Below are 22,576 nucleotides of genomic sequence, written 5' to 3'. Positions count from 1 at the left end.
TTTTTGTTGTTTCTGATACTTTCGTTTTTTGCCGTTAACGGATGGTGTGCTGCGACGGTTTGTTCCGAATCTGGGAAACGGTGCGACATGAATGTTGCTTCCGCGGATGATTGGTGGATGCTTAATCTGGAGATTCTGGAATGTAAAGTGCTGTGTGCAGAATACGACACGCTTCAGGTAACCGTCACTTCGGATATCGAATTTGACGAGTCCGCTCCGGATTCGGGGTGCGTCCCTGCGTTCGATGCGGTCAACTTTGCGGGCTCCTTTATCCTTAAGGGCGACGAGGTGCACACGATATCCAATATCTGCATGGAAAATACGGCGATGGCCGATTCCTACGGCATGTTCAATGTGGCTGAACATGAGCTGGTTGTGCGAAACTTGAGGTTCAGGAATATCCGTGCGGATGCCAAGGGCGCAAAGTATTTTGGCTTGCTTGCCGGCCGCGTCGATGGAAACCTGCGTCTCGAAAACGTGCTGTTCGAGAATGTCCGGGTGAATGTCGATTCCGCGTCGTCGTTTGCGGGAGGCCTTGTCGGTATCGTTTCGCCGCCCGAAGAGGGACCCGAGAGGGGTAAGGCGGTCCTTTCCAATGTCGTGGTTCGCGATTTTGTTGTGAACAGCAGCTCGAAGAAGGCGGTGGGCGGTCTCCTCGGCTATGTACAGGATTCGCTTACGGTGATGCTCTCGAGCATTTCGCTTTCGATGGAGCAGGGGCGCATTGACGGTGAGGTGGATGCCAATACGGCCCTGTTCGGTGGCGTTGTCGGCATGGCGAACAACATGACCCAGTTTGTCATGGATACGCTTAATGTGGATATTTCTATCGCCGGGGATTTCGATGCGAATACGGAAGCCGTGAATATAGGAGGCGTCGCGGGGAAGATTGCGTCCGGCGGATTCCTTGCCGCGGATGCGGTAGTGAACGGACGCATCAAGGCGTCTTCTTCGACACTGTTCGATACGGACCATTTCTTTGCAACCGTATTTTATGTGGGCGGCCTTGTCGGGCAATGGAAGGCTGTCAATTCCGATACCTTCTGGGTAAACGGCGGCTCGGTCAATGTGGATATAGGCACCGATAGCCTGCTTGTTCCGTTCCTGGACGTGGGCGGTATCCTGGGCAATGCCTTTGTTGACGACGAGAAGGCGCGCCCGCTGGTATCGGTTATGAATGTCGGGTATGACGGAAAAATGGACTTCGGATTTGCGAACCACGTGCAGCGCATCTATGCGGGCGGATTCGTAGGCGACATCCACAGCGAATCGGGATACTTCTCTGCCGTTATCGAAAATGTCAAATCCGCTCCGGAAATGCGCGGTTTCACCTTCAGCGGTGCGGCGGGAAGCCTCGTCGGCCGCATGGATGCCCTGGCGGTCGGAATCAGGAATGTGCAGGCATCGGGAAAAATCGGGATGCAGATGCATAACCAGCTTTATGATGCCCGGTCCCCCTTGTACTTGGGAGGTCTGGTCGGTTTTTCCGAGAATGCGAAACTGGCCGTGAGGTCTTCGTCGTATTCCGGGAGCCTGCAACTTGCGGTGCAGAGGTCGTCTATCGATACGGTGACGGCGTGGAAGGCGGGAGGTCTCGTGGGGTTTGCTTCCAAGGGATTCCTGCTGGTGGATTCCTCTTTCTTCGCGGGTAGGGTGATGGCGACGAGTGTTCCCGGGCGTCTTTCTTTAGGCGGCCTGCTCGGGGAGACGGATACTGCGGATTCCCTCGTTATTGAGCGCTCGTATGCGGTCGGCAAGCGCGATACGTTGATGGATGTCCGCTTCCAGCCGGCTGATACGGGATCTTTTGCCATCGGGGGCCTGGTTGGAAATGTTGGCAGGGTTCCTTCTGTCAAGATTCGGGAGGTGTTCGCTAGAGGAGCCATGGTGCTTCGCGATACGCTGCTCACGACGGGGCAGGAATACATGAATCTGGCGGGTATTCTCGGCCGTGACGACAGCACGGTGAAGAATGCGGATTTCCTGATGCAGGACGCCTATTATCGTGGCGGTTTCGACCTGGATGGTTTCAAGTGCCAGCGTCAGCCCTTGATTTTCGGCGTGACGGCTGCGGCAAACAAGCGTGCCTATGTCAACGCGGTCTATGCGGTCGATTTTACGGGACGTGCGCGGGAAGCGTCACAGGTAAAGCAGAAACTGATCGAGGTGGTTGCTACGGAGCCTTCGGATGAATTTATCCTGCAATATCGCGGAGAGAAGGTCCTGGTCGTAATGGATTCTGCTATTTTCAGGGATGTGCTGAATGGGGCCGAAGAACGTGAAGCCCCGGTTTGGGAATGGGACGAAAACAGGAACGATGGCCTTCCGTGGCTTGTGTCGCTCCCGAAGTTTGATGCGTATGACGGTGGCGTCGACACAGTTGAAGTGGTTCCCGAAGAAACCGATGCGCTTGATACATTGATCCAGGTTGTGCGCTGCGAATCCATCGAGGTCTACGCATCGGGCAATATTGCGAAGGTCGATATCCGCATCCGCAACGAGACTCCGTCGCCTGTCGTGATGAAGCTTTCGCTTGTCAATGGGGCGGATTCCGCCGTTGTCGATACGCTTGTCGTGAGGACTCCGGAAGATTCCCTCGACATTTTCGTCTTCCGGGATATTCCGAAGGGGAACTACAGGGCGGTCGTCACGCTCGATACGAACACCTTCGAGACGACGGAATGGAATGTTGCGGGCGGCGTAACCCTGATGGCGAATTCCTGGACGATGGTGGCGCTCGGTTCTGTCGAGAAGGACTCCGTGAAGGGTGTGGCCGGCCTGACGGCCTACCGTTGGGACGAGCGCGCGAAGGTCTGCGATTACTGGCAGTATGTGCCGTATGCGCTGGATGATGCCGTGGAGGCGGTCGATGGCTTCTGGGCCTATTCGAAGTCGGAACTCGAGCTTCCGATGAAGGCTCCGGATTCCGTTGCAGATTCCCTGCGTTGGAAGTTGGAACATGAATTCTACGGCTGGAACATGGTCGCGAACCCTTATCCGTGGGCGCTTTCGACCGGCGATGCTTCCGATTTTGAGAATGCGGAGGGCGCGGAAAGCCCCCTGTGGGTGTGGAATGCGGATAAGCGTGACTATGACCCTGTTTCCGTGTTGCCTCCGTTTGGCGCGTTCTGGGTCCATAGCGATAGCGAAAGCGTCCGGGCGGTGTCGACGGAGCCGGTATTCGGCAAGGAGCCCGTGGCGACTTACGGACATGTCGAGCATGTGGCGGTTGTCTCGCTCGAAAAGTCGCTCCGGAAGGCGGCTCGCGGTTCGTGGAGCGTGCGCTTGACGCTGAAGGGCGAGGACGGCAGCGAGGATGCCTGGAATGTTGTCGGGGTCGGTAGCCGTAGCGTGGATGTCGCCGAGCCGCCGGCAGGGATGGCGCCGGGGGTTAACCTTTCTATTTCGGGTGGGAATGACAGCACGCGTGCACTTGCGAAGAGTGTTCGGGCTGCATCGGCCATGCCTGCCGGCGGGAGCGTCTCTTGGACGCTCGCGGTTTCGTCGGCGAAACCGCAATCGGCGTTGCTCGGCGTGGAAGGCCTGGCAGAACTTGAAGCGATGGGCTATAGCGCGGTACTTGTTGTTGATGGCATGGAGCGCGTGTGCGCAGCGGGCCATCCGGTGAAGCTGGAACTTTCTTCCAGGGTGGCTAAAGCCGAATTCCGTGTTGTCCCGAAGTCGGCGTTGCCCGCCGTTGCCGCAAGCTCTATCGGGAAAATCCGCTTCGTGCGGTCTGCTGGTAGTCTGGACGTCGCTTTCGAAGCTCCGGGAACACTTGCCGGGTCTAGGTCCGAGGTTCGCCTACTCGACTTGCAGGGCCGTATGCTGTCGCGTGCGTTTGGCAAGGTGCAGCCGGGCATGAACAGCCTCTCCCTTTCCGTTTTCGGTCGTGGCGGCGTGTTCGTGCTGATGGTCAAGGCCGGAAGCGAAACCCGCTCCATGAGGATTCGTTTGTGACGTTCTATATCGGTTGTCATCTTTCTAGTGCTGCAGGCTTCAAGGCGATGGGCGAGGATGCCCTCTCCATAGGGGCCAACGTATTCCAGTTTTTTACCCGCAACCCGCGCGGCGGTGCCGCGAAGCCTTTCGATAAGCAAGACGCGGCGGCGCTAGTGGACCTGATGCGCGAAAACAAGTTCGGGCCCGCGCTTGCGCATGCACCCTACACGCTGAACCCGTGTGCGGCGGACCCGGGGTTGCGCGACTATGCCCGCGACGTGATGAAGGATGACCTGTGGCGCATGGACCACTTTCCGGGAGCGATGTACAACTTCCACCCCGGGAGCCACGTGAAGCAGGGGGCCGAAAGGGGCATCGAACTGATTGCGGAACACCTGAACGCGATTCTGCGCCCGGACCTGAAGACGCTTGTGCTCCTCGAGACGATGGCGGGGAAGGGGAGCGAGGTTGGCCGTACCTTCGAGGAATTGCGCGCGATTATCGACCGGGTGGAACTCTCGGACAAGGTCGGGGTATGCCTCGATACCTGCCACGTGCATGATGGCGGCTACGATATCGTGAACCGCCTGGACTGGGTGCTGGAACAGTTCGACAAGGTTATCGGGCTAGGGAGGCTGCGTGCGGTGCACCTGAACGACAGCAAGAACCCGCTGGCAAGCCACAAGGACCGCCACGAGGTCATCGGTGCTGGCTTTATCGGGCTGGATGCGCTGGTGCGCGTGGTGAACCATCCGGCGCTCCGCGACCTGCCTTTCTACCTCGAAACCCCGAACGAACTCCCCGGTTATGCCGCCGAAATCGCCCTTATGCGTAAAAAACGCAAAAATTTATGATTTTTTCCAAAAAATCCCCTTGACAACGGACGAGTAAAATCTATATTTGGGGGCGTCTAACAGACGATGCTTCATAGCTCAGTTGGTAGAGCCCGCGACTGTTAATCGCGTTGTCCTTGGTTCGAGTCCAAGTGAAGCAGCTTAGAACCCCGTTCGAAAGAGCGGGGTTCTTTGTTTTCTTTTCTTGTCATCCCCGCTATCATTCTTGTCTTCCCTGGTTTAGTCGCGGCCCTCCTTTTTGTATATTTCATCCTATGTTCAAGAAGTTTTTTATCGCTATTCTCGCTGCGGCTGCCTTCACGCTCGCGGCTGACCCCGTCACTGTCGAAGCCCGCCTGACCGAAATCCCGGGCAAGATGCCGAGCAACGACCTCTACAGCTACGTGTACGTGTTCAAGTACAAGGTGCAGAAGGTGGTCTCTGGCAAGCTCGACGCGAAGGAAATCCTCGTGGGCGTGTACAACCCGCTTATCGCCCGCGGCAAGGTCAAGGACAAGATGGCCGACAAGAGCAAGGGCAACGTGGGCGAGTTCAAGGCGAAGGCCAAGCACACGCTCAAGATTGTGCCGCTCGAGGGCAACTGGGACGGCGCCGTGGAAGACGAGTATTTTGACGACGAATCCCCGCGCTATCTCGCGATTGAAGTGAACGAGTAGGCTGTGGTCTTCTCTTCCCAGATTTTCCTGTTCTACTTTTTGCCGACTTTTTTGGTCGGGTATTTCGTGCTGTTCCGTGCCGGGGTCAAGCATTCCGGCCTGAACTTCTTCATCACGATTTTCAGTTACATCTTTTACGGCTGGCTCGAACCGTGGCTCGTATTCCTGATGTTCGGCTCGACGCTCGTGGTTTACGTGAGCGGGCGGTTCATCTCTGCGCCTGGCGCTAGCAAGCGGCAGCGTAACCTGGCGCTCCTTGCGGCGATTGTCGTGAACCTCGGCGCGCTCGGGTTCTTCAAGTACTATATGTTCGGCATGGGCGTCATCAACGATGTGGTGGCAAAGCTCGGCTGCGAGCCTTTCTCGGTGATGACTGTGCTGTTGCCGGTGGGTATCTCGTTCTATACGTTCCAGTCCATGAGCTACGCGATTGACGTGTGGCGTGGCACGGCCCCTCCGGTCAAGGACTTCGTGACGTTCGCCTGCTACGTGGCGCTGTTCCCGCAGCTCGTGGCGGGCCCGATCGTGCGTTACAATACGGTGGCCGAGGAACTTGCGACACGCACGCACACGCTCGAGAACTTCGTTCGCGGCATCATGTTCTTCAGTTTCGGCTTTGCGGAGAAGATTTTCCTTGCGAACCAGGTGGGTATCATCGCCGACCGCGTGTTTGCTGCGGACGCTCCGGGCGTGCTCAATACGTGGTGGGGTAGCCTTGCGTACATGTTCCAGATTTACTTCGATTTTTCGGCGTACAGCAACATGGCGATTGGCCTCGGCCTGATGCTCGGGTTCCATTTCCCGCGCAACTTCAACGGCCCTTACCGCGCGGTGAGCATCACGGATTTCTGGAAAAAGTGGCACATTTCGCTCACGAGTTGGTTCCGCGATTACCTCTACATCGCCCTCGGTGGAAACCGCGTGGGCAAGAAACGCCTGTATTTTAATTTGTTCATGGTCATGTTCCTGAGCGGCGTGTGGCACGGCGCGAACTGGACGTTCGTTTGCTGGGGCCTTTTCCATGCCTTCTTCATGATTGTGGAACGTGCAAACAACAAGAATGCGCTCTACTACAAGGCGCCCCGCGTGGTGCAGATTCTCATTACGCAAGTGATTGTGCTGTTCGGCTGGGTGCTGTTCCGTGCCGATAGCATTGGCGAGGCGTGGCGCATGTGGAAGGCGATGCTCGGACTCATGCCGGTGAGCGGCGCCGACGCCATCCTTACGGCCGAAATCTTCACGCCCACGTGCATCGTGTTCATGGCGGTGGCGGCCCTGCTTTCGTTCTGGAAATTCCGCAGTTTCGACTGGTGCAACGAGGTGAAGCCCTGGAAGGCCGCCGTCGCGCTCGGACTCTTTGTGCTTGCGACGCTCGCGCTCTTTACCCAGAGCTACAACCCGTTCCTTTATTTCCAGTTCTAGCGGGATGTTTTGTGCTTTGTCGGATTGATGTCCGAAAAAAATATTATATTATCGTCATGGTTCAGCCTGTATCGAAAATCAGCATTCTTGAACCCCTCTGCTGGGATTCCAGCGTGAAGGCCGAAGAACTCCTCCCTTTGGTGGAAGGAGACGTTTCCTCGGTTGGTGATTTTTCGCGAGAATCCCTGTTTTTGAGGACTCTTGAACGCGTGCCTTGGCACAACCTGATTGTGTTGTGGAATGGGGCTGAAAATTGTGCCAAACTTTATACGGAAAAGGTACGAAGGGGGCTTCGCAATGGCGACTTCAGACAAAAATACGATTTCGCATTCGGAATTCTACGAGGAGAACCTGTACAAGCTCCAAGATGGGGTTCTGAGTATTGTGAAAAACTCAGACGTACCTTTGTATCTGACCGGTGGAACCGCCCTTAGCCGGGCATATTATCACCACCGTTATTCGGATGATTTGGATTTCTTTGTCAACAGCGACAGCGCTTTTAATCAATATGTTGATATTGTTTTGAAAGCCCTTAAAGAAGAAGGGTATAGTTGGAGTACTGAAACGGGTTTTGTCAAGTCGCCGGATTTCAGGACTCTCGTTCTGAAACATCCTGATTATCAGATGGGGTTGAAACTTGATTTTGTAAATGACGTTGCTGCCCACTATGGCGAAATATGCGATACTGCGCTGTTCTATAGAACTGATTCCGTCCGGAATATACTATCGAACAAAGTTACTGCAATTTTTAGGATGTCGGCAAAAGACATCGTGGATATCCATCGAATATGCTTGAATGAAAAATTTGAATGGAGTCAAATTTTTGAAGAAGTCCGTGAAAAGGAATTAGGTGTAGAGCCGTTGGACGTCTCTCAAATAATGCAGGGGATAACGCAGACTGCATTTGATAATATCAAATGGAAATGCAAACTGACATATGCCGATTTTAAGCGCGATATTGACATAATTGCAAGTGACATGCTTAGCATGAAACTCAATAGCCTGGTTGGGTAGTTCCATCCGAAAAGACAAGGAGTGAGAAAATGAATGAACGTGTCATGAACGTAGCGAAGTGGAGCCGAAATGTCTCCATGTCGATTGTTCTCGGCATATTCCTCGCGGCATGCGGCGATGACGACAGCAGTTTCGCCCCGCGTGACGAGGATTCATCTTCGTCCATTTGCGAAGACTGCGATGAGACGACATCGTCATCCAGTAGCAGTTCTATGGATTCTATCGGCTCTTCGAGCCTCCAGAATGACAAGAGCAGCAGTTCGAGTAAGGAGCAGGGAGATGGCGGATCGGAGTCCGCCATGACGAGCAGCAGCGCGAAATCCTCTTCTAGTGAGGAAAAAGACGAATCGTCGTCAAGCGAAAAAGTGGAAAGTTCGTCTAGTGACAAGATTGCTTCTAGTTCGAGCGAAAAATCTTCCAGCAGTAGTTCTGCGGAGTCGTCTTCATCGAGTGTAAAATCTAGTAGTTCTGTTGTTTCGTCTTCCAGTAAGGATGTTGCGTCCAGCAGTAGTGTGAACTCCTCCTCCAGCGTCACTCCGCAGTCGAGTTCAAGTGTTCCCAGTAGCAGCGGCTATGTCCCGTATGACCATATGGCTGATTTGGGTGATGCGATGCGTATTAAAGAGAGCGATTACAAGACCTTTGTTGATGAACGCAATGGTCGAAGCTACTACTACATTACGATAAACGGGAAAAACAAAAAAGGCGAGGCCGCTTCTGTGACCGTAATGGCAGAAAACCTCAATATCGGCAAGATGGTTGGTATTACAAAAGATCAGGCAAACGATACGTTAATCGAGCGTTACTGCTACGATAGGGATACCACAAATTGCGACCGCTACGGTGGCCTCTACCAGTGGGCCGAGATGATGCAGCTGCCGAGCCGCTGCAATACCGAAAGCTGCGCCGATTTGATCCAGCCTAACCACCAGGGAATTTGTCCGGATGGCTGGCGGCTTTTGACTCGGGACGATTTTTATGTTGTGCTCCATGCGGACAACAATAAGCATGGAATCGAAGACGTTCGGGCCATAAGATTCGGTGGCTATAACTATAGCGGCTATTCCCTCGTCGGAGCCGGATATGTTTGGGATCGTAGTCTTTCTGGTATAAATGAAGGGACATATTGGTATTATCCAGTGGAAGATGCTGCTAATCCTGATACGAAAGCAGCAGCAGATGCTGCTGATGCTCATTTGGATTATCTTATCGAAAGTAGGGCCTCTAAATTGCATGGTTTCTCCGTCCGCTGTACTAAGCTAGAAGAATAACCACAAATTTTCAGAGCATCTTCCTGCAGTTTAATGCGGACCCGCAATTCGCGAAAGCCGAAGTGTCTAACAGCCACGAGGCTTTCGCAGTACCCGCTTCGAAACGTTCCTGCGATAAACAGTCTTGCTCCGGAGACACACTCGTGTTTCTTTGCGGAGAGAGGGCGTTTTGCTAAGCAAACACTCGAACGAAGTGAATGTGTTTGCGTGCGAAATGTCCCTCGAAGCAAACTAACTATCAAGAAGCAGGTCTGGATCCTTCGACTCCACTTCGTTTCGCTCAGGATGACATTTGGGGGCTGGATCCTTCGCTACGCTCAGGATGACGTTTTGAGATGGAAACCTGCGTTTACAGATAAAGTAAACAATGCGTTAGGGATAGTGACCCCTTGGGGCGGCGCTGTGGCGCCGTTTTAGGAGGCGATCCGGGGACGGAACGCCACGGATTGCCCCTAAAATATAGCCCGACCGCACATATATGGGCGGGAACGCCCGAGAAAATGAAAATCCGGCGTGTTTTTTTACTATCTTACCGAATATGAGTGAAAACCCGCAGAATGTAGAAGAGGCCGAGGAAGTCGAAGAAGAACTTCCGAAAGTGGAAAGCAGCGAAGACCTTGCCCGCATTATCCAGGCTATCGTGTTCGCGTCGCCCGACATTGTGACGCTCAAGAAGTTGCGCGAGATTCTGGGCGACTTTCTGGATGCCCGTACCGTGTCGGATGCGCTCATTGCTGCGAACGATTCGCTGAACAAGATTAATTCTCCGTTCGAGATTGTGGAACAGGCGGGCGGCTACCGTTTCCGCACGCGTGCGAAGTACTACCCGTGGGTGCGCAAGCTGTTCCCCGAGGCGAATGCGCGCCGCCTGAGCCAGGCCGCACTCGAGACCCTCGCGGTGATTGCCTACCAGCAGCCCATCACGAAGGCAGCCATCGAGCAGGTGCGCGGTGTGTCTTCTGTAGATGGCCCGATCAGGAACCTGCTCGACAAGGGCTTTATTGCATTGGGCGCGCGCGCCGAGACTGTCGGCAACCCCTATACATACGTGACGACCCAGGAATTCATGAAGTATTTCGGCATCAACCGCATTCCCGAGGACCTGCCGCGCCTGCGCGAGTTCAGTGAACTCCTGGAAGCGGGCACGCTCGTGCCGCAGTACGCCAAGCAGGAATCCGAACCTACGGAACCTGTGCCTCCGGAAGATAACCCGGAACAGATTGAACTTTCGATGGGAGACCTGTAATGGCTGTCACCCCGTTGATGCAGCAGTATTACGAGATCAAGAAACAGAACCCTGGCTGCATTTTATTTTTCCGCATGGGCGACTTCTTCGAACTGTTCGAGGACGACGCCGTCATAGCATCCAAGATTCTTGGACTTACGCTCACGAGCCGCAACAACGGCGCCTCGGGTGCGACACCCTTGTGCGGGTTCCCGCACCATGCCGCAGACCGCTACGTGCCGAAGATGGTGGCGGCGGGTTACCGCATCGCGATTTGCGAGCAGGTGGAAGACCCGAAGCTTGCGAAGGGTATCGTGAAGCGCGATATCGTGGAGATTATCAGTGCCGGCACCGCGATGGACGAGTCGAACCTGAACGCGAAGGAGGCGAACTACCTGTTTGCCTACGTGCCCGCGGGTAACGATGCCGCGTTTGCCGTCGCCGACGTGACGACGGGCTACCTCGCCGTGTGCAGGAGCAGCGTGCAGGCTTTCGAGTGCGAGTTCAGCCGCCGCATGCCCAAGGAAATCGTGGTGCCCGAGGGTGTCGAGATTCCCTCGAGCATCATGGACATGGTCAAGGCCGACAACGTGCTGGTGACGCAGATTCCCGAATTCATGTTCGGGGAGGAGCAGAGCCGCGACGTTCTGTTTAGCCACTTCAAGGTGGAATCGCTGGTGGGCCTCGGGCTCGATGGCCGCGAATGCGAGACGGAAGTCGCGGGTGCCCTGATGGCCTACCTGATGGACCAGAAGAAGTCCGAACTTTCGCACTTTACGACGCTCGAGATCTTGAATCTCGACGACTACATGACGCTCGACCCGAGTACGCTCAGGAACCTGGAACTTACGCGCCCGCTGAATGCGGACGACTACTCGAGCACGCTCTGTTCGGTGCTGGACCACACGGTGACCGCGATGGGCGGGCGCACGCTCAAGGACTGGGTGAGCCACCCGCTGATTTCTGTTTTGCGCATCCAGGAACGCGAGGAGGCTGTCGCCGAACTGGTACAGAACCCGGTGGCGCTTGACGAACTGAAGGAATCGCTCACGAGCATCCTCGACATGGAACGCCTGATGGGGCGCGTGGGGAGTGGGCGTGCCAACGCGCGCGACCTTGCGGGCATGGGGCGTTCGCTTTCGCAGGCGTCGAAGGTGGCCGACGTGCTCGAGGGTCTGCGGGCCCCGATTTTTGAAGGCCTGCGCGAGACGCTTGAACACGCGCGCGGCCGCGGCGAGGAACTGTTGGCGCAATTCAACGAGGACTTGCCTCTCACGGTGCGCGAGGGCGGGATGATTCGCCCGGGCGCGAATGCGGAACTCGACGCGATGAATGCCGACATCAAGGAAAAACGCGAATGGATTGCCTCGCTGGAAGGCCGCGAGCGCGAACGCCTCGGAATCCCGAGCCTGAAGGTCGGTTACAACCGCGTGTTCGGCTACTACATCGAGATTACCAAGGCGCAGATGGCGAAGGCGACAAGCCCCATCCCCGAGGAATATATCCGCAAGCAGACGACGGTGAACGGCGAACGCTACATTACGCCCGAGATGAAGGAATGCGAATCCATCATCAGCAACGCCGAGGTGAACATCCACGAGCTGGAATACCGCATATTCTGCAGCCTGCGCGACCGCGTGGACGGCTGGCGCGCTGAACTCCAGGAGATTGCCGACGCGGTGGCGAAGGTCGATACGCTCTACAGTTTCGCGCGGGCGGCCCGCAAGTACAATTACGCTTGTCCCGAGGTTTTCGAGGGCTCGGGTATAGAAATCCGCGGCGGTTTCCATCCGGTGATTGTCGCCGTGAACCCGGATTTGGACTTTATCCCGAACGATGTTTCGCTTTCGCCCGATGGCACGCGCCTGATGCTCATCACGGGCCCGAACATGGCGGGTAAGTCGACTTACCTGCGCCAGACCGGGCTCATCGTATTGATGGCGCAAATCGGCTGCTTTGTGCCGGCGGAATCTGCCCGCATTGGGGTAGTGGACCGCATATTCACCCGCGTGGGGGCGAGTGACCGCCTGAGTCGCGGGCTCAGCACCTTCATGGTCGAGATGATCGAAACCGCAAATATCTTGCGGAACGCGACTCCGCACAGCCTTGTGCTGCTCGATGAAATCGGGCGCGGCACGAGCACCTTCGACGGGCTTTCCATCGCCTGGGCGATTGTGGAGACCCTCCACGACGAGCCCGCACGGCAGGCGCTGACCCTCTTTGCGACGCACTACCACGAACTCACCGGGCTCGTGGAAAGCCTCGAGCATGCGGGCAACTTCCAGGTGGCCGTGCAGGAGAAGGGCGACAAGCTGGTGTTCCTCCACAAGATTCTGGCGGGTGCCTGCGATTCTAGTTATGGTATCCATGTGGCTGAGATGGCGGGCCTCCCGAACAACGTTGTCCGCAGGGCGAGGAAGATACTTCTCCGGCTTGAGAAGGAGAAAATTGACCCGAGCGACGGCGCCGTGAAGAAGAAGCAGAAGGAACACCCGCAGCTGGACATGTTCGCCCCGCCCGACGAGAACACGCAGCTCCTGAAGGACGAAATCCGCAGGCTCAAGCCCGAGGAAATGACCCCGATGCAGGCGCTCCAGCGCTTGATGGAACTGAAGGAAGCGTACGGGAAATAACTGCTATGCAAGGAGATCCCCGCCTTCGCGGGGATGACGATGTAGTATGATAGACTTTGCTGCCATAATGGAACATGCCTTCGCGAACCGTCCGTACCTTTCGGACGTTCACGGCATCGAGCATTGGCACCAGGTGGAGGCCAACGGGCTCCTGCTTGCTGGCCGCGTTGCCGGCGTGGATGTCGACGTCGTTCGTCTCTTTGCCATATTCCACGACAGCAAGCGCTTTGACGATGGTCACGACCCTGAGCACGGCGCACGCGGTGCCGAATTCGCGAAGGAATGCCGCGAGGCTAAGCTCTTTGAGATAGAAGACGAGCGCTTCGACAAGCTTTTCCATGCCTGCAAGTTCCACACGCACGAACCGAAAAACGGAGACCCGACCATAGACTGCTGCTACGATGCCGACAGGCTCGACCTGGGCAGGGTAGGGATTCCGCTCGATCCCGAAAAGATGGCGACCAGTTTCGGGAGCAGGATTGCGAAACAGTCCCGGAAAGAAAGCGTGTCGGTATTTACCATGCGCCAGTGGCTGAAGAATCTGGAATTGAAATAGGTTTCGGATGGTGTTTTGAAATGGAAAATCAAGAAAGAAAAGACAACAATTACTTGTTCGATTCCGGGAATCTCTCGGAAGGGGCCCTCGCTAAGAAGCACCGCCTTGAAAACGATCCGAGTTCCCGTACTAATATAATGGATTATCTGCCCGGTATGGAAGTTATCCAGTCGGACATTGCCGACAAGGTCCTCTCCGAATCCGAGAACTACGATTACAGTAAGTACACCGGCAAAGACGTGAAGCGCGCTTTGGAACACGAACGCTGTACGCTCGAAGATTTCAAGGCGCTCCTTTCTCCGGCGGCCGCCCCGTATCTCGAGCAGATGGCTGCGAAGGCGAAAATCGAGACGAGCAAGCACTTCGGCAACAACGTCTATTTCTTCACACCGCTCTACATCGCGAACTATTGCGAAAACTACTGCGTCTATTGCGGGTTCAACTGCTACAACCACATCAAGCGCATGCAGCTCACCATGGAGCAGATCGAGCACGAGATGAAGGTGATTGCTGACAGCGGTATGGAAGAAATCTTGATTCTCACGGGCGAAAGCCGCGCCAAAAGCAGTGTGGAATACATCGGTGAAGCCTGCAAGCTCGCACGCAAGTATTTCCGCATGGTGGGCGTGGAGGTCTACCCGGTCAACGTGGATGAATACCGCTACCTGCACGAATGCGGCGTGGACTACGTGACTGTTTTCCAGGAAACATACGACAAGGTGCGTTTCGAACAACTTCACCTGATGGGCCACAAGCGCGTATTCCCGTACCGCTTCGACTCGCAGGAACGCGCCCTCATGGCGGGCATGCGCGGTGTTGCTTTCTCCGCACTCCTCGGCCTTTCGGACTTCCGCCGCGATGCGCTGGCTTCGGCACTGCACGTGTATTACCTGCAAAAGAAGTACCCGCATGCCGAGATGAGCTTAAGCTGCCCGAGACTTCGCCCGATTATCAACAACGACAAGATTGACCCGCTGGACGTTCACGAAAAGGAACTTTGCCAGGTGCTTTGCGCCTACCGTATCTTCTTGCCGTACGTGGGCATCACGGTTTCGAGCCGCGAAAGCAAGGAATTCCGCAACGGCATCGTGAAAATCTGTGCGACGAAAGTTTCCGCCGGCGTTTCTACGGGCATCGGCGACCACGAAAGCAAGTACAGCGGTCACGACGACGGGGAAGGCGGCGACGAGCAGTTCGAAATCAACGACTCCCGCAGTTTCAACGATATGTACGGCGACATCTCGGGCGAAGGTCTACAGCCCGTTTTGAACGATTATCTTTACGTGTAGCGGCTAGTATTTGTAATCAGCGCAACCGGCATCGCCATAGGTCGAGAAGCAGACTCCGTGCTCCGTGAGGAGGGCGCTGCCGCGTCCGCTTTTGGTGCTTAGCTTGCCGCCATTTGGGAGCAGGGCGACTTCCACGGACTGGCTGTGTTCGTCGCGTCCGCTCCACTGGACACTCATCGTCAAGCGGTAATTTGTTTTATTGGAGCCTTGCGACGAAATTCCCGACAAGCCTGTGGACTTCCCTTTGTTCAATTCCTTGCTGATAAACATCTGCTCCTTGGGGAAGGTCCTATAATCCGAATTGTTGTTATAGGGTACGGAATAAAAAGTTGCTCCGTCCTTTTTCCAATCGTCTTTAGTAGTTCTGGCAATAAGAATGTCCGCGACACCATGAAAGCCGGAATCCTTTAGGGCGTTGAACCATGTTCCACTACTCCCGACCAAAGCACTCATTTCCGAGTTGGCAGTGACACTGGAGTGCTTTCCTTGCACGTTGGAGGGGAGGTCCGGACGCACTTCTACAATGAACAACTGTACGCCGGATTCACTTTTCAGGGCATTTTTCAGTTTGGTGAGATTTTCTTGAGCCTTGTCTCCGGTCTTTACAAATGCGCTATTGAACAAAGCTCCTTCATCTTCAATCAGCGCCCTGTTTAGCGCATCTCTCAGATAGAACAGCTTCATCAGGTCGATTTTTTCTTTGGAACGCTCGACAAGCCCGAAAATGTTCGGTACGGCGACTGCAGCCAAGATTCCCATGACAATCGTCACCACCATGACTTCGATCAGGGTAAACCCCCTGCGACCCTTATTTTGCGCTTGCATGTGCATCGTGCTACATCCCTTGCAAATAATGAATCATTTACATTAAGAAAATAACTTTTTCGGAGCCCTGTAAACAAAATTTTTTTGATTTTTGGGCGAAATTTAAGCAAAATCACAATATAAGGCCTGTTTTTGCTATTTTTAGGAGCATGAAGACCCTCGATACGACCCTCTACTTCATTACCGACAGCACGAGCGTTCCCGAAGAGCGTTTTTTGCCAGTTGTTGAGGCCGCCTGCAAGGGCGGGGCGACCATCGTCCAGTTGCGAGAAAAGGACAAGTCTACCCGCGAGTATATGGACTTGGCGGTGGCAACGCACGAGATTACGGCCCGATACGGGATTCCGCTGATTATCGATGACCGCGTTGATGTGGCCCTCGCTATTGGTGCCGAGGGAGTTCATGTGGGGCAGAGCGATATGCCTGTAGGTATCGCCCGGAAAATCATGGGGCCGGACAAGATCATAGGGGCGACGACAAAGACTATCCCGCAGGCGCTCGAGGCTTATGAGCAGGGTGCAGATTACCTGGGCTGCGGTGCGATTTACCCGACCACGACGCATGTGAAAACGGTGATTACTCCTGTCGAAACTCTCAAAGAAATCGTGAAGGCTGTCCCGGTTCCTGTGAACGCGATTGGTGGTCTCAACAAGGATAACATCTTTGTTCTCAAGGGTTCCGGCATTGCTGGCATTTGTGTCGTTTCCGCAATCATGAAGGCTGCCGACCCGGAACTTGCGACCCGAGAACTTAAACAGGCCTTTTTGGACCTGAACGCATAACTTGGGCTGTATTACTGGCCGCTGCCGCGAAGCCGTTGTCCGATCCTGAGCGGCGATTCTGGCGAGATGTTGTTGATGCGGCACAACGCCTTTACCGAGATGTTGAACCATGCGGCGATGCTTTCGAGGGTGTCGCCCTTCTTGACAACGTATTCTTCTTTCTTCAGGCGCCACTGCATCTTGCGGTGTGCGGTGATGACATCGCTCTTGGAAATATGGCTTGCGTCTTCTGTCAGGGACCAGTGCGGAAAGTCGATGACGGTTTCGGGGTCGATGTTGTAGTTCCCGTACCTGATTTCGAAATGGAGGTGCGCTCCGGAAGAGCGTCCGGAGTTGCCTCCCAGTCCGACGATGTCGCCGGGAAGCAGCTTGTCGCCGACCTTGACTTCGCGCTTGGAGAGGTGCCCGTAGAGGGTCTGGATGTCGTTGTCGTGCTGGACCAGTACGTAGTGGCCGTAGCCGCCGGGGTTGTACTTGGACATGATGACCACGCCGGGCAGTGCGGCGACGATAGGCTCGTCGCGGATAATCTTGACATCGACACCCCGGTGCAGACGGTGGTTGCGGATTCCATAGGGGGAGCCGAGTCTCGCCTCGTGTGTGACGGGAATGAGCATGTTCGAAAAGTCGAGGTAGTCGCGGTCGACGGCGATGGCTGCTACCTTGTTCGTAGTTGAAGCGCTGCTTTCCTGGACTGCGCTCGTATCGGCGGTTTCGGCCGCGTGGGCCGCCGCGATGCAGAGAAATGCCAGAATAAAGAGTCTCATTCCCATGAACCTTTTACTTGAGGAATGCGAAAAATACGGCGCCGATGATGAGCGCGAAAGCGACGATGTGGTTCCAGTGCAAAGCTTCGTTGTTGAAGACTGTTGTCGCGATGACGGTGAATACCGTAAGCGAAATGGCCTCCTGGATGACCTTCAGCTGCATCAGGTTGAAGGGACCTCCGTTAATCTTGCTGCCGATGTTGTTCGCGGGAATCATGAAGAAGTATTCGATGAGGGCGATACCCCACGAGGCAAGAATCACGAGGATAAGCGGCCAGTCGGTGCTGATGTGCATTTCCTTGAGCTTGAGGTTCCCGTACCAGGCGGCTGTCATGAAGACGTTGCTGATGATGAGGAGGATGATTGTGAGAATTCCTGCTTTCATAATAATTGAGATCTAGTGGGATGAAGTTCTAAGGCGATAAGGCTTTCCGGTGCTCATCTGGTAGGCGAGACGGGCGCGGACTTGTTCCAGGTATTGGATGTATTTTTCGCTTTGGTAGTCGCGGTAGGTCCATTCGAAGGCATGGAAATGCCCGTCCTGAAAGTAGAGCGTGGGTTCCACGAAAATGCCTCGCTGCATGTAGACGCGCTGGCGCTGGTCCTTGGTCGTTGCAAGGAAAAACTGGCCGAGGGTCATGTAGCCCGGGTCGAGGTTTACGGGTCTTAGCCCTGGCGTTCCGTTTTGCCTTGCGATTTCGAGTTCCACCTCGTTTGACCAAAGCTTGATGTCGACGATGGTCTCGCGTTCCACGAGGGGCTCATAGCTGAAGAAGGCACGGACGGGCGAGGATCCGATTTCGTCGACATAGTAGTTGGTAAACGTGAAGGGGAACGGTTCGAGGTTCAGGTCCTCGGTGCCGAAGCGCTTAACCAGGGTTTCCCGGACGGATTCGACGGCGGAGGTGTCCCTTGCGAGGATACCTACGACAATCTTGACCTTGGCTGGAGTCCTGAGTTCGCCCATAAATTACAATTTAGTAAAAGGCGAAAAGCGCGGCTTTTAGTATTTTTTAGATATGCGCTTTTGTTTGTTGACCGTGTTTGCCCTTATGTCAGTCGCCCTTGCCGAGACGCTGCGCGAGGTGCCTGCAATACTTGATTCCGTGTCGCACGAACCGACGCACTTTACGCAGGGAATTTTCTTTGACGGAAAGGAAATTGTCGAAACAACAGGGCAATATGGGCAATCCGGACTTTACCGCCGGACTCTCGACGGTAAAATTCTCGATTCGGCGCGGATTGCGGACCGCTATTTCGGGGAAGGCTCGATCGCTGTAGGCGAAGACATCTTCTACCTCACCTGGAAAGCGAAGAAGGCGTTCATCTATAACCGCAAGCCGTTCCGTGCGAAGGGCGAGTTCCGCATCCCGACGGAAGGCTGGGGACTCACGTATTGGCGAAACGCGCTCCTCATGAGCAACGGTTCCGAAGAGCTTCTGCAAATTGCGCTCGGGAGTTTCAACGTGGTGGGCGTCATCCGCGTAACCGACGAAGGGCGTCCCGTGAAAAATCTAAACGAACTTGAAATTGTCGGGAATACTTTGTACGCAAATGTCTGGCAGACGGGCTTGATTGCAGTAATCGACTTGCCGAGCGGGAGGGTCAAAAAATACCTTGACCTTACGCAGAAGTGGAAGGAAATCTACCGGAACCACCGCAACATAGACGTGTTGAACGGGATTGCCTTCGACGGTAAGTTCCTTTGGGTGACGGGCAAATACTGGCCGCAGATTTATAAAATCCAGCCGTAGGCGAGATTTACCTTGGCGCTGTCGCCGGGGCAGAACCAAAGAGAATGGAATTGCTGTAGCTGAGGCCGATCGAGAGGCGTGGCTTCTTGGGGTTGAAGTCGAGGATGCCGTAGCGTGCATCCAGGGATATCCTGTGTGCCCCTAGCCTGAAACTCACGTAGCTGCCGACGCCGACTTCTACGTTGCCGAAGTCGAGCTGGTCGTCGATCCAGCCGAGGTTGAGCCAGAAGTTACGGCAGATGTATTGCTCGAAGCCGATACGGATAAAGTCGCCGATGGGAATTTGCTCGATGACCGAGAATCCGCCGCTAAAAAGTTCCATCCATGCGTCAAGAAGGGAATTGATTGCTACATAGTCGTAGTCGTCATATTCGTCGTCGTAGTAGCTGTAGGAGTCGCTGTCGCCATCGTCGTCGCAAGCTCCTGTTTCGCAGACCAGTGCGACGGTAATTCCGAGCCAGATGGCCGAGACCCAAGTGCGCCAGGCGAAATACTTGTTGCCTTGGCCAAACATGAAGTAGGGAGAGGGGAGGAGACCCCAGCCTGTCACGAAACCGTTGGCGTAGCCCTTGGTCGTTTCGAGGCCGAGCGGGATTTCCCATTCGTTGCCTTGCATGCTGAAGTTGATTTTTTCGAGGCGCGCGGTGTAGACCCTGTTGTTTTCGCCTTCGCGTGATAGTTCAAGCGATTCCATGAATCCAGACGCTGAAGGCGGGTGCATGGTGCATCCGCTGAGCGCGATAAGGAATGCGAGGACTGTCAGATAGAAGAATCTCATGCCTTAAATATACTGCGAGCCTGAACAAAACGGATAATGCAGTGCTGAAAAATTGACAAATGGGAATAATGTAGTGATGAAATACACGCAAGGGTATTCCAGGTCGGAATACCCTTGTGAGAAATATGGAGAATTTTTAATGTACTCCGTTGCCGTCGGCCACGTCGCAGGTCACGGGCTTGCCGTTCACTTCGAGCGCGAGGGCGTCGCAGAACACCGCGCCACCCTTCACGGAGAGCGCAATCTTCTCGAAGTCCTTGACCTTCAGTTCACGCGGTTCGCTGGGAGCGACACCCTTGAAGAGGGCGCGGTCACCTGGCTTGGCGTCTTCGGGTACGGAGACGAGTCTGCAAGTGTGGGCCTCGTTGTCGAGGTCGCCTGCAAAGAGCATTCCCTGGCTCATGATACCGCGGAGAGCGCTGGGCTTCAGGTTTGCGAACAACAGAATCTTCCTGTCCTTCAGTTCCTCGGCCTTGTAGCTGTTCTTGAGGCCGCTGCAGATGGTGCGGAGTTCGCCTTCGCCAGCGTCCACCTTGAGCACGTAGAGGCTTGTGGCGTCCGGATGGTCGGCCACTTCCTTGATTTGGGCCACGCGCATGTCCATAGCGGCGGGCACGTCGGCAGCCATCAGCGGCTTGTTCTGCTTGGGCTTGCTCTGAGCTTCCTGCTTCTTGACTTCTTCTTCGATACGCGGGAAGAGCGGCTTGCCTTCGCCGAACGCTTCACCACCCTTGAGGATACCCCAGGCGAGGTCGTCGGCGCTCTGGAACTTGGAACCGATCATGGCGAGGCCTTCTTCTGCCTTGGAGGGAATCACCGGCCACAAGAGGCAGAGCGAAAGGCGCACGGCTTCGGCGGAAACGTAGAGTACGGTCGCGAGTTCGTCCTTGAGGGCGGGGTCCTTCGCGAGTTTCCACGGAGCCTTGACTTCGAGGTAGCGGTTGATGCTACGCACCAGCTGCATGATTGTCTCGATAGACTGCGAGAGGCGGGCTTGCGGCAGGCCTTCCTTGATTTCGGCAATCACCTTGTTCGCGAGGTCGATGACTTCCTTCTCGGCGTCGCCGATGGAGGTCGCTGCGGGGAGCTTGCCTTCAAAATTGTTGAGCACCAGGCGGTGTACGCGGTTCAGCACGTTACCCAGGTCGTTGGCGAGGTCGCTGTTGATGCGGCGCACGAAGGCGTCGTGCGTGAAGTTCGCGTCCTGGCCCACCACCATTTCGCGGGCGAGGAAGTAGCGGAACGCGTCGATGCCGTACTTTTCCATGTAGTCCATGGGGTTCACCACGTTGCCTGCGGACTTGCTCATCTTTTCGCCGCCGTTCACGAGCCACCAGCCGTGGGCCAAGATGTGCTTCGGGAGCGGAATGTCGAGAGCCATGAGCATGGTCGGCCAGTACACGCTGTGGGTGGTCAAGATGTCCTTACCGATGAGGTGGTAAGTGGCGGGCCAAATCGGCGTGCCGTCGGCATAAGTCTTGTGGAAGGCGGTGGAGGCGCTCACGTAGTTCAGGAGGGCGTCGAACCACACGTAGGTCACGTAGTCGGTGTCGAAGGGCAGCGGAATGCCCCAGCTGAGGCGTGCCTTCGGGCGGCTGATGCAAAGGTCGTTCAGCGGCTGGCGCAGGAACCCGCGGATTTCGTTCCAGCGGTAGTCCGGCACAATCCAGTCCTTGTGGCTTTCGAGGAAGTCAATCAGCTTCTGCTGATAAGAACCCATCTTGAAGAAATAGTTCTTTTCCTTGAGCCATTCCACCGGGCGGTGGCTGATGGGGTCGCACTTGTTCTCGTCGAGTTCGTCTTCGCCAAAAAAGCGTTCTTCGCCCACGGAGTACCAGCCTTCGTATTCCTTCGAGTAGATTTCACCCTTGTCCCAGAGCTTCTGCAGGCATTCCTGCACAAAAGCCTTGTGTTCGGGCATCGTGGTACGGATAAAGAAGTCGTTACTGATTCCCATCTTCTTCCACAGGTCCTCGAAGCGGTGGTAGTATTCGTCCACGTGTTCCTGCGGGGTCACGCCGCGCTTGTCGGCGGCGCGCTGCACCTTCTGGCCGTGTTCGTCGGTGCCGGTCAGGAAGAAGGTCTGGTAGCCGAGAATCTTGTGGAAGCGGGTGAGGATGTCCGCGAGGACGGTGGTGTAGGAGTGCCCAATATGCGGGGCGTCATTCACGTAATAAATCGGGGTGGTAACGTAAAAATTTTTCATGTGCCCAAAGATAGAAAAATTATATTAAAGGGAAAAACGAGGTATTTATGTCTTTCATGGATTTGGCCAAGAACCGTTATAGCTGCCGAGCATTCACTGCCCAGGCCGTAGAACCCGAAAAACTCGCCCAAGTGCTCGAGGCGGGTCGCCTGAGCCCGACGGCTATCAACGCTCAGCCCGTGACGGTGAAGGTCATCAAGTCCCCCGAGGCCCTGGAAAAGATCCGTGGCATTACCCGTATGGCCTACAATGCTCCCGTGGTTCTGATGGTTTGCTACGACGAACCCAAGTGCTATACCGCCGAAAAGTACAACGACAACTTCAACAGCGGCGTGATGGATGCAAGCATCGTCACCACCTCCATGATGATGCAGGCCACCGACCTCGGCCTTGCGACGCTCTGGGCCCGCGGATTCAACGCATCGTACATCGAAAGCGCGTTCGAGTTTCCGGACAACTTAAAGCTAGCCTGCCTCCTGGATATCGGTTACGCCGACCCTGAGAACGGTGGTCCTTCGCCCAGGCACCCCGTGCGCAAGAGTATGGAAGAATTTATGAGCGAGGTGTAAACTTTAATTCGGGGAACCTGCCTGAAAAGGCTT

General features: G+C 55.2%; 19 protein-coding genes and 1 tRNA gene. 14 read left to right on the top strand and 6 right to left on the bottom strand.

The genetic code is table 11. The features are described from left to right. Positions 1–87 precede the first annotated feature (87 nt). From B4B27_RS03715 to thiH, 11 genes are all read left to right on the top strand, one after another. Positions 88–3,960, top strand: a complete 3,873-nt coding sequence (locus B4B27_RS03715) for a hypothetical protein (protein WP_290723786.1) — start codon at positions 88–90, stop codon at positions 3,958–3,960. Beyond that, entirely contained in the window at positions 3,957–4,796 is an 840-nt protein-coding gene (locus B4B27_RS03710; RefSeq protein ID WP_290723784.1) for a deoxyribonuclease IV, read from the top strand. Before B4B27_RS03715 ends, B4B27_RS03710 begins: the two co-directional genes overlap by 4 nt. A 67-nt stretch (positions 4,797–4,863) precedes the next feature. After that, positions 4,864–4,936: transfer RNA gene (locus tag B4B27_RS03705), tRNA-Asn, on the top strand. 114 nt (positions 4,937–5,050) lie between these two features. Next, complete coding sequence (locus B4B27_RS03700) at positions 5,051–5,452, top strand: hypothetical protein (protein ID WP_073113672.1); 402 nt, start codon at positions 5,051–5,053, stop codon at positions 5,450–5,452. Between the two features lie 3 nt (positions 5,453–5,455). Further along, on the top strand, positions 5,456–6,874 hold the full coding sequence (locus B4B27_RS03695) for an MBOAT family O-acyltransferase (protein WP_290723781.1): 1,419 nt from the start codon (positions 5,456–5,458) through the stop codon (positions 6,872–6,874). A 297-nt stretch (positions 6,875–7,171) separates the two neighbouring features. Further along, positions 7,172–7,888 carry a nucleotidyl transferase AbiEii/AbiGii toxin family protein gene (locus B4B27_RS03690; protein ID WP_176495044.1) on the top strand — a complete coding sequence of 239 codons (717 nt, stop codon included), beginning with the start codon at positions 7,172–7,174 and terminating at the stop codon, positions 7,886–7,888. A 29-nt stretch (positions 7,889–7,917) separates the two neighbouring features. Further along, entirely contained in the window at positions 7,918–9,159 is a 1,242-nt protein-coding gene (locus B4B27_RS03685) for an FISUMP domain-containing protein (RefSeq protein WP_290723777.1), read from the top strand. A gap of 538 nt (positions 9,160–9,697) precedes the next feature. Continuing rightward, positions 9,698–10,405, top strand: coding sequence for an SMC-Scp complex subunit ScpB (gene scpB, locus B4B27_RS03680; protein WP_073113677.1), 708 nt, complete (start codon positions 9,698–9,700; stop codon positions 10,403–10,405). Continuing rightward, entirely contained in the window at positions 10,405–13,017 is a 2,613-nt protein-coding gene (mutS, locus tag B4B27_RS03675) for a DNA mismatch repair protein MutS (protein ID WP_290723773.1), read from the top strand. Before scpB ends, mutS begins: the two co-directional genes overlap by 1 nt. Positions 13,018–13,063: 46 nt before the next feature. Further along, complete coding sequence (locus tag B4B27_RS03670) at positions 13,064–13,573, top strand: hypothetical protein (RefSeq protein ID WP_290723771.1); 510 nt, start codon at positions 13,064–13,066, stop codon at positions 13,571–13,573. A 20-nt stretch (positions 13,574–13,593) separates the two neighbouring features. Next, positions 13,594–14,862: a 2-iminoacetate synthase ThiH gene (gene thiH / locus B4B27_RS03665; protein WP_290723769.1), complete on the top strand. Its 1,269-nt coding sequence runs from the start codon at positions 13,594–13,596 to the stop codon at positions 14,860–14,862. 3 nt (positions 14,863–14,865) lie between these two features. On the opposite strand, the gene B4B27_RS03660 is transcribed toward thiH, so the two are convergent. Continuing rightward, entirely contained in the window at positions 14,866–15,693 is an 828-nt protein-coding gene (locus B4B27_RS03660) for a type II secretion system protein (protein WP_290723767.1), read from the bottom strand. A 143-nt stretch (positions 15,694–15,836) separates the two neighbouring features. Between B4B27_RS03660 and thiE the strand changes: the two genes are divergently transcribed. After that, on the top strand, positions 15,837–16,469 hold the full coding sequence (gene thiE / locus B4B27_RS03655) for a thiamine phosphate synthase (RefSeq protein WP_290723765.1): 633 nt from the start codon (positions 15,837–15,839) through the stop codon (positions 16,467–16,469). An 11-nt stretch (positions 16,470–16,480) separates the two neighbouring features. On the opposite strand, the gene B4B27_RS03650 is transcribed toward thiE, so the two are convergent. Genes B4B27_RS03650 through B4B27_RS03640 form a run of 3 tightly spaced genes read right to left on the bottom strand, consistent with a single transcriptional unit; the run spans position 16,481 to position 18,203 of the window. Beyond that, the gene (locus B4B27_RS03650; RefSeq protein WP_290723763.1) at positions 16,481–17,236 is read right to left on the bottom strand and encodes a M23 family metallopeptidase; all 756 of its coding nucleotides are present in this window, start codon (positions 17,234–17,236) and stop codon (positions 16,481–16,483) included. A 13-nt stretch (positions 17,237–17,249) separates the two neighbouring features. Then, entirely contained in the window at positions 17,250–17,621 is a 372-nt protein-coding gene (locus tag B4B27_RS03645) for a DMT family protein (RefSeq protein WP_290723761.1), read from the bottom strand. A 12-nt stretch (positions 17,622–17,633) separates the two neighbouring features. Further along, entirely contained in the window at positions 17,634–18,203 is a 570-nt protein-coding gene (locus B4B27_RS03640) for a DUF4416 family protein (protein WP_290723759.1), read from the bottom strand. A 52-nt stretch (positions 18,204–18,255) separates the two neighbouring features. Between B4B27_RS03640 and B4B27_RS03635 the strand changes: the two genes are divergently transcribed. Beyond that, positions 18,256–18,990: a glutaminyl-peptide cyclotransferase gene (locus B4B27_RS03635; protein WP_290723757.1), complete on the top strand. Its 735-nt coding sequence runs from the start codon at positions 18,256–18,258 to the stop codon at positions 18,988–18,990. 7 nt (positions 18,991–18,997) lie between these two features. On the opposite strand, the gene B4B27_RS03630 is transcribed toward B4B27_RS03635, so the two are convergent. Together B4B27_RS03630 and metG are read right to left on the bottom strand one after the other, a co-directional pair. Further along, positions 18,998–19,768 (bottom strand): hypothetical protein, encoded by a 771-nt coding sequence (locus tag B4B27_RS03630; protein ID WP_173366233.1) that lies wholly within the window; start codon positions 19,766–19,768, stop codon positions 18,998–19,000. Positions 19,769–19,904: 136 nt separating this feature from the next. After that, positions 19,905–21,974: a methionine--tRNA ligase gene (gene metG / locus B4B27_RS03625; protein WP_290723754.1), complete on the bottom strand. Its 2,070-nt coding sequence runs from the start codon at positions 21,972–21,974 to the stop codon at positions 19,905–19,907. A 47-nt stretch (positions 21,975–22,021) separates the two neighbouring features. On the opposite strand from metG, the gene B4B27_RS03620 reads away from it, so the two are divergent. Beyond that, a complete protein-coding gene (locus tag B4B27_RS03620; protein ID WP_173382421.1) occupies positions 22,022–22,543 on the top strand; it encodes a nitroreductase family protein in 522 nt (173 codons plus the stop codon). Positions 22,544–22,576 lie beyond the last annotated feature (33 nt).

This window comes from Fibrobacter sp. UBA2449, from assembly GCF_002342555.1.
Lineage (GTDB): Bacteria > Fibrobacterota > Fibrobacteria > Fibrobacterales > Fibrobacteraceae > Fibrobacter.
This window is presented reverse-complemented; position numbering and strand designations above follow the sequence as displayed.

Coding starts and splice junctions, on each gene's coding strand:
- scpB (WP_073113677.1), top strand. CDS start 9,698: ATGAGTGAAAACCCGCAGAATGTAGAAGAGGCCGAGGAAGTCGAAGAA.
- B4B27_RS03685 (WP_290723777.1), top strand. CDS start 7,918: ATGAATGAACGTGTCATGAACGTAGCGAAGTGGAGCCGAAATGTCTCC.
- B4B27_RS03715 (WP_290723786.1), top strand. CDS start 88: ATGAATGTTGCTTCCGCGGATGATTGGTGGATGCTTAATCTGGAGATT.
- B4B27_RS03700 (WP_073113672.1), top strand. CDS start 5,051: ATGTTCAAGAAGTTTTTTATCGCTATTCTCGCTGCGGCTGCCTTCACG.
- mutS (WP_290723773.1), top strand. CDS start 10,405: ATGGCTGTCACCCCGTTGATGCAGCAGTATTACGAGATCAAGAAACAG.
- B4B27_RS03635 (WP_290723757.1), top strand. CDS start 18,256: ATGCGCTTTTGTTTGTTGACCGTGTTTGCCCTTATGTCAGTCGCCCTT.
- B4B27_RS03645 (WP_290723761.1), bottom strand. CDS start 17,621: ATGAAAGCAGGAATTCTCACAATCATCCTCCTCATCATCAGCAACGTC.
- B4B27_RS03620 (WP_173382421.1), top strand. CDS start 22,022: ATGTCTTTCATGGATTTGGCCAAGAACCGTTATAGCTGCCGAGCATTC.
- B4B27_RS03630 (WP_173366233.1), bottom strand. CDS start 19,768: ATGAGATTCTTCTATCTGACAGTCCTCGCATTCCTTATCGCGCTCAGC.
- B4B27_RS03650 (WP_290723763.1), bottom strand. CDS start 17,236: ATGAGACTCTTTATTCTGGCATTTCTCTGCATCGCGGCGGCCCACGCG.
- B4B27_RS03670 (WP_290723771.1), top strand. CDS start 13,064: ATGATAGACTTTGCTGCCATAATGGAACATGCCTTCGCGAACCGTCCG.
- B4B27_RS03690 (WP_176495044.1), top strand. CDS start 7,172: ATGGCGACTTCAGACAAAAATACGATTTCGCATTCGGAATTCTACGAG.
- thiH (WP_290723769.1), top strand. CDS start 13,594: ATGGAAAATCAAGAAAGAAAAGACAACAATTACTTGTTCGATTCCGGG.
- metG (WP_290723754.1), bottom strand. CDS start 21,974: ATGAAAAATTTTTACGTTACCACCCCGATTTATTACGTGAATGACGCC.
- thiE (WP_290723765.1), top strand. CDS start 15,837: ATGAAGACCCTCGATACGACCCTCTACTTCATTACCGACAGCACGAGC.
- B4B27_RS03640 (WP_290723759.1), bottom strand. CDS start 18,203: ATGGGCGAACTCAGGACTCCAGCCAAGGTCAAGATTGTCGTAGGTATC.
- B4B27_RS03660 (WP_290723767.1), bottom strand. CDS start 15,693: ATGCACATGCAAGCGCAAAATAAGGGTCGCAGGGGGTTTACCCTGATC.